The sequence below is a fragment of the Variovorax sp. P4_B11 genome (assembly GCF_056402355.1).
Map to the genome: position 1 here is coordinate 82,036 of NZ_JBFUHO010000032.1, position 6,232 is coordinate 88,267.

At 70.5% G+C, this 6,232-nt stretch carries 6 protein-coding genes; all 6 read right to left on the reverse strand.

The window, feature by feature from the left end; translation table 11 throughout:
• Positions 1 to 5: 5 nt before the first annotated feature.
• Positions 6 to 821: an HpcH/HpaI aldolase/citrate lyase family protein gene (locus AC1DYD_RS25085; RefSeq protein ID WP_478175467.1), complete on the reverse strand. Its 816-nt coding sequence runs from the start codon at positions 819 to 821 to the stop codon at positions 6 to 8.
• A 7-nt stretch (positions 822 to 828) separates the two neighbouring features.
• A complete protein-coding gene (locus tag AC1DYD_RS25090; protein WP_478175468.1) occupies positions 829 to 1,410 on the reverse strand; it encodes a cysteine hydrolase family protein in 582 nt (193 codons plus the stop codon).
• Between the two features lie 40 nt (positions 1,411 to 1,450).
• A complete protein-coding gene (locus tag AC1DYD_RS25095; protein ID WP_478175469.1) occupies positions 1,451 to 2,656 on the reverse strand; it encodes a CaiB/BaiF CoA transferase family protein in 1,206 nt (401 codons plus the stop codon).
• The gene (locus tag AC1DYD_RS25100; protein WP_478175470.1) at positions 2,653 to 3,822 is read right to left on the reverse strand and encodes a CoA transferase; all 1,170 of its coding nucleotides are present in this window, start codon (positions 3,820 to 3,822) and stop codon (positions 2,653 to 2,655) included. The genes AC1DYD_RS25095 and AC1DYD_RS25100 overlap by 4 nt, the downstream gene beginning before the upstream one ends.
• A 37-nt stretch (positions 3,823 to 3,859) precedes the next feature.
• Complete coding sequence (locus AC1DYD_RS25105; protein WP_478175471.1) at positions 3,860 to 5,080, reverse strand: FAS1-like dehydratase domain-containing protein; 1,221 nt, start codon at positions 5,078 to 5,080, stop codon at positions 3,860 to 3,862.
• A gap of 254 nt (positions 5,081 to 5,334) precedes the next feature.
• The coding region (locus AC1DYD_RS25110) for a Bug family tripartite tricarboxylate transporter substrate binding protein (RefSeq protein ID WP_478175472.1) at positions 5,335 to 6,232 on the reverse strand (898 nt) is incomplete at its 5' end.

Below are 6,232 nucleotides of genomic sequence, written 5' to 3' on the forward strand. Positions count from 1 at the left end.
CGATTCTAAGCGCCGCCGCCGACGGCCCCACCCTCGGCGAGGATGCGCCGCGCCCGCTCGACCACCGGCTTGTCGATCATCTTTCCGTCCAGGGAAGTGGCGGCGCCCGCGCTGGCCTCGAAGGCGGCGAGCACCCCCTGCGCCCACGCCACGTCCTGCGCCGTCGGCAGGAACGCCGCATTGACGGCAGCGACCTGGCGCGGATGGATGCAGAGCTTGCCGCCGAAGCCGAGCTGGCGCGAACGGCGGGCCTCCGCCTGCATGCAGGCGTCGTCGGTGAAATGGAGGCTCACGCCGTCGACCGGCGCCGCCAGGCCCGCCTGGCAGGACTGGAGCACGATCTGGATGCGCACGCTGGTCATGGCGTCGCCTGCGTCCTCGATGCCGCTTTCGGCCGCGAAGTCCACGCTGCCGAACGCGATGCGCTCGAGCCCGGGCACGGCGGCCAGGCGCGTCAGTTCCAGGTAGCCCGCGACCGTCTCGAGCAGCGCGATGATCCGGCGCCCGGGCAGGGCCCGGGCGGTCCGGGCCAGCGATTCGGCGTCGGACTTGGGCAGCATCACGCCCGCGCGCGGCGCCGCCTGCAGCATGCGGAGGTCGTCCGCATGCCATTCGGTGTCCACCGCGTTGAGGCGCACGAAGGCCTCCCGGCCCGTCGCGAGCCATGACGCCACCCGGTCGCGTGCCTCGGCCTTGGCCGCGGGCGCGACCGCGTCCTCCAGATCGAGAACGACTTCGTGCGCCCCGCTGCCGGCGGCCTTGTCGAAGCGCTCCGGCAGGTGGCCCGGGACGAACAGCAGACTGCGCGCGATACGGTTCATCGGCGCCTCACTCGAAGCTCAGGTCCTGCGACGTCGCGAGGCGGCAGAAGCGGCGCAGGCTCTCGATGGCGCCCGCGTGCTCCTCGGCCGACAGCCCGCAGCAGCAGTCCTCCAGCACCACCATCTCGTAGTCGCGGTCGTGGCCTTCGCGCACGGTGGCCTGCACCACGGCGTTGGTGGAGATGCCGGAACAGTAGATGCGCCGGATGCCGTTGGCGCGCAGGATCGCCTCCAGGCTGGTGCTGTAGAACGGGCTGACGCGGTGCTTGACGATATCGAAGTCGCCCGGCTGGCGGCCCAGGTCCGGATGCACCTCGGTGCCCCAGCTGCCGAGCTTGAAGATCCCGTTCTTGCGGGCGCCGGAAAAGATCGGCGAGTTCGGCGGGCATTCGCGATAGTCGGGCGAGAAGCCGATCCGGACGAAGCCGATCGGCACGCCGGCGGCGCGCGCCTTGTCGAGAGCGGCACGCGTGTTCTCCAGCACGCGCCGGCCGCGCACCTGCTCGCCATAGGCGGCCTTGCCGTTCGGTCCGTCGGCATGGACTAGGTCGTTCTCCATGTCCAGCACCAGGTAGATGGACTCTTTCACGCAGCACTCCTTTCATTCGCTTGTTGATCGTTCGCCCCGTTCACAGGATCACCTCCCGCTTCTCGAGGTCGGCGCGGCGTGCCGAATCAATGCCGAGCAGTTCGCCGAACACATGGTCCTCGTCCTGCCCCAGCGCGGGCGTCAGACGTCGGATGCCGACGTCGTCGGTGACCGAGAAACGGGCCGGCGCTCCGACCGCCAGCCGCTTCGGGATGTCCGGCGCACTGACTTCTACCAGGGCACCACGCGCGCGCAGATGGGGATCATCCGCCACATCCTGCATGGTCCACGAGACATGGGCGCAGACGCCCGCCCGCTGCAGCTGCGCCGCCGTCTGGTCGGCGTCGCGTCCGGCCAGCCACCGGGTCAGCAGCGCATCGAGCTCGGCATGGCGATGGCGCCGGCCGTGCGCCGTGGCGAAACGTTCGTCGTGCGCCATCTCGCCCTGTTCGAGCACCGCCAGCAGGGCGTGCCATTCGGGGTCGCTGCGCACCGCCAGCGTGAGCCAGCGGTCGGGTCGGGCGGTCGCATAGATGCCGTGGGGCGCCATCGCCGGGTCGCCATTGCCCGGCCGCAGCGGCGTGCCGCCGCCACTGGCCTGGACCAGCGCGTCGCCGATCATCGCCGAGGCGACCTCGCGCGCGGCCAGGTCGACGTGCTGCGCGCGGCCCGTGCGGCGCCGCTGGTGCAAGGCCGCCAGCGTCGCGGCCGCCGCGTGCATGCCGGCGGAGTGGTCCATGACGTGGCGCATCTCCATCGGCGGCCCGTCGCTGTAGCCGCTCATCCAGCCCAGGCCGCCCCAGGCGCCGAACAGCGGCGCATAGCCCGCGAAGTGCGAGTCCGGTCCGCTCTGGCCGCACGAGGACAGCGACAGCAGGACGATGTCCGGCCTGGCCTCGCGCAGGGCATCGAACCCGAGTCCGAGGCGATTCATCACACCGGGCCTGAAGCTCTCGGCGGCGATGTCCGAGAGGGCGACGATGCGCTTGGCGAGTTCGACCGCCTCGGGATGCTTGAGATTCAGCCGCACCGACAGCTTGTTGGCCGACACCTGGTCGAAGGTCGCCGCCTGCATCCGGCCGTAGACGGCGTGCGGCTTGCGAAAGGCGTCGGGCCGGGTGCGGCTCTCGATCTTGATGCACTGCGCCCCCAGCTGGGACAGCAGGTGGGTGCAGAAGGGGCCGGCCGCGTGGATCGTGAAGTCCGCGATGCGGACGCCGGCCAATGGCGCGTGGCGGGCCGTCATGCGACGCCCTCCCCCTGGGCCATCTCGCCCAGCGCCGGCACCCGCCCGGCACGCTGCAATGGCGAGCAGCGGAACTGGAACGGCGCCAGCAGCACGTCGACCTCGAAACCGCTCTCGAGCTTGGCCGGGACGAACAGTTCGCGGGCACGCTCGTGCTCGCCCTGCGTCACCTCCACCGGCGTGCGGTACTTGGCTGCCGGCACGCCGAGCTCCTGCGCGCGCCGCACGATGTCCTCGACCCGGTGCCTGGCCATCCATTCGCGGATGTGGCCATTGATCTCGTCGCCGCGGCGGCTGCGCTCGAGCGGATCGCGCAGGGCCGCCTCGCCGGCCCAGCCGGGGCGGCCGAGCAGTTCGACCAGCGCGCCCCACTGCCGGTCCTCGAGCGTGAGCAGTTCCAGGTAGCCGTCGAGCGTCTCGAACACCCCGCCATAGCGGAAGCTTCGCGTGGTGCGATGCTCCAGCGAGCCGTCCCCGAGCCGCTGCAATGCGAAGGCGCCGACCGACAGCATCGCGTCCTGCACCGAAACGTCCACGTACTGGCCGCCGCGCTCGGGCACCGCCCACCAGGCGGCGAGCGCGCACATCGCCGCCAGGCTGCCGCCCTGGTAGCCGGCGAAGTGGCCGTAGACCTTGAGCGGCGGACGGTCCGGGAACAGCGCGTTGGACAGGCCGTTGGGCAGCAGGAAGCCTTCGCCGCCGGCATGCACCAGGTTCACCTCCTCGCCGTCCCAATCCGCCTTGTCCCCGGTGGCGCCGAAAGGCAGCACGCTCACGTGAACGAGGCCGGCGAAGCGACGGCCGATCGATGCCGGGTCGAGGCCCGCGCTGGCGCGCTGGCGCAGCGGCGTGTCGTCGATCAGGATGTCGGCGCCGTCCAGCGCGCGCGCCAGCACGGCCTGCCCCTTGCTCGTCAGCGGGTCGCAGACCAAGCTGCGCTTGCCGACGCAGAGGTAGGCGAACAGCGCGCTCTCTCCCGTGTCGCCGAGCAGCGGCGGCGCCTGCCGCAGCGGCGAGCCCTCCTCGGGCTCGAGCATCACGACCTGCGCGCCCATGGCGGCGAGCAGGCGGCCGGCATAGGCGGCCGCCACGGTGCGCGAGCGCTCGACGACGCGGCAGCCTGCCAGGGGCAGCTCGGCGGATGGCGACGCTTCATCGAAAAGCATGTGACCCCTTTCGCGGGTTGTTGCAGGAAGCGGGCGTTCAGCGGATCACCGGCAGCTCGAGGTCGATGCCCGAGCCGTCGATGAAGGCCGGCAGCCTGACGTCGCGCGAGGGCAGCGCGACGGTCGCGACGCCCGGCGTGGTCACTTCGCCGCGCTGGTTCTCGGCCGCGATCTCGATGTCCACGAGCGCGGTCTTGTCCTTCACGTACTTGCGCACCACCTTGGCCTTGCAGAAGGTGGTGTCGCCCACGATGTTGAAGCGCCGCATCTCGGTGCGCACGCGCTTGATGACGCCGGCATCGCCCATCCAGTTGGTGATCAGCGTGCACATCCACGACGAGCGCTGCGGACCGTAGTCGTAGGTGCCGGGAACGCCGACCTCCTTGGCCACCGACTCGCGGTGGTGACCGATGCCGGTGTACTCGACGCCACCGCCAGCCTCCGGATTGCGGAAGAAGTGGCCCGGGTGCTTGACCGCCGCCTGCAGCACCACGCCATGCGTGTGGCCGCGGCCGCAGCCGACCAGGAAGCCCATCGTGTCCATCAGCGACAGCGGGCCGCGTGCGATGGTCGGCAGTTCCTCGCCTTCCTGCACTTCCTCCCAGTAGCGCACGTTGGCGCCGCGGATGTTGTTCGGCTCGTCGAGCACCATCTGGTCGATGCGGTCGTGCATCTCGTTGCTGTATTCGTGCTGGACGATCTCCTTGTACTTGCCGGTGTCGCGCGCCGCCTTGCGCTCGTGGCGGGTGCAGGTGCCGAGCGCCCGCGCGACCAGTTCGCCGCGCTGGTTGTAGTAGCAGGCCTCGACGTACTGGAGCACCAGGCGGCCCGAGAACTTGCTTTCCTTGACCTCGACGCCGACCACCCGCTCGATCGGCGTGATGCGGTCGCCCGGGCGCACGTGGCGGATCAGTTCCCAGTCGTTGCCGGCATAGAAGCCGTGCACGCCCGGCAGGCCCCAGCGCGTGCGGCCGAGCCAGCCGAAGGCCATCGGGAACATCGGATGCGCGAGCATCGTGCCGTAGCGGCTGGCCGCGCCATAGCCGATGTCGCGGTACAGCGGATTCAGGTCGCCGATGCCGTTGCACCAGTTGCGCAGCGTGTCGGGCGTGGCGTCCTGCAGGTAGGGGCCTTCGGGGCGCAGGTGCAGGCCGATCATGGCCTTGGCGTCGGCGATGGCCTGGTCGGTGATCAGGCCCTCCACGGGGGCGTTGCCGACGTCGGATTGGGGGCTCAGGGTGGCAGTGGCAGTGGTCAAGTTCATTACTCCGGTTGGCTCAGGTTGACTCAGGTTGAGATTGAAATGCAGGATGCATTCTTTGGGGGAACGTTGTTGTTCTCGGTGAAGCGACACAGGGTGCGTCTCAGTGCTCCGCCACGTGATCGCGTGACCCGCGACGCATGAAACCGGCGCAACCAAATGCCGGGGATACCGCGGAACCGGCTTTGCCGGGCCGCTGGTATCGCCCCCTCGAGGGGGAGGCGCCGCAGGCGCTTCGGGGGTGTTTCATCCTAGTCGACGCGGATCTCGGCGGCCTTGATGACCTCGCCCCACTTGGGGCGCTCCGCCTTCACGAAGGCATCCAGCCGGGCCGGTCCCATGAAGAGCGGCTCGACGCCGATCTCGAGCATTCGCCGCCGCATCTCGGGCTGTTGCAGGGCGCGCCGGAGGTGCTCGCTGAGCTTCTCCACGACCTCCGGCGGCGTGCCGCGCGGCGCGAACAGCGCATCCCAGGCCACGACGTCGAAGCCGGGCACCCCCTGCTCGGCCACCGGCTTGACGCCGGGCAGCATCTCGCTGGCCTTGAGCGAGGTGATGCCCAGGGCGCGCAGCTTGCCGGCCGCGAGATGCGGCCGGGCCGCGGTCACGGTGTCGATGACCAAGGGAATCTGGCCGCCAAGCACGTCGGTCATCGCCTGGCCGGAGGCCTTGTATTTCACGCCGAACAAGGGCGCCTGCGCCGACTTCACGAACTGCGCGAACACCACGTTCGCGGTGGTGCTCGGCAGCCCCACGTTCAGCGCGTTCGGCTTTGCGCGGGCCCGCGCGACCAGCTCGGCGACGCCATTGGCGGGCAGGTCGGGCGCCGATGTGCAGAGCACCATCGGCAGCAGCCCGATCATCGCCACGGCATCGAAGTCGGCGGCGGGATCGAAGCCCAGGGCGGGGAAGAGGAACTCGTTGGCGGCATTCGTCGCGTTGGTGCCGAGCAGGAAGGTGTAGCCGTCGGCCGGYGACCTCGCGGCGGCGGCCGCGCCGATGTTGCCGCCCGCGCCGGYGCGGTTCTCCACCACGAGGGTCTGGCCCAAGGTCGCCGACAGTTCGTTCCCCACCAGGCGCGCCAGCACGTCGGCACCCTGCCCCGCGGCATACGGGACGATGATGCGGATCGGCCGCGCGGGCCAGGCC

What these genes read in the sequence shown, in the direction of transcription:
- AC1DYD_RS25085 (WP_478175467.1), bottom strand. Translation starts at nt 821, where the DNA reads ATGAACCGTATCGCGCGCAGTCTGCTGTTCGTCCCGGGCCACCTGCCG.
- AC1DYD_RS25095 (WP_478175469.1), bottom strand. Translation starts at nt 2,656, where the DNA reads ATGACGGCCCGCCACGCGCCATTGGCCGGCGTCCGCATCGCGGACTTC.
- AC1DYD_RS25100 (WP_478175470.1), bottom strand. Translation starts at nt 3,822, where the DNA reads ATGCTTTTCGATGAAGCGTCGCCATCCGCCGAGCTGCCCCTGGCAGGC.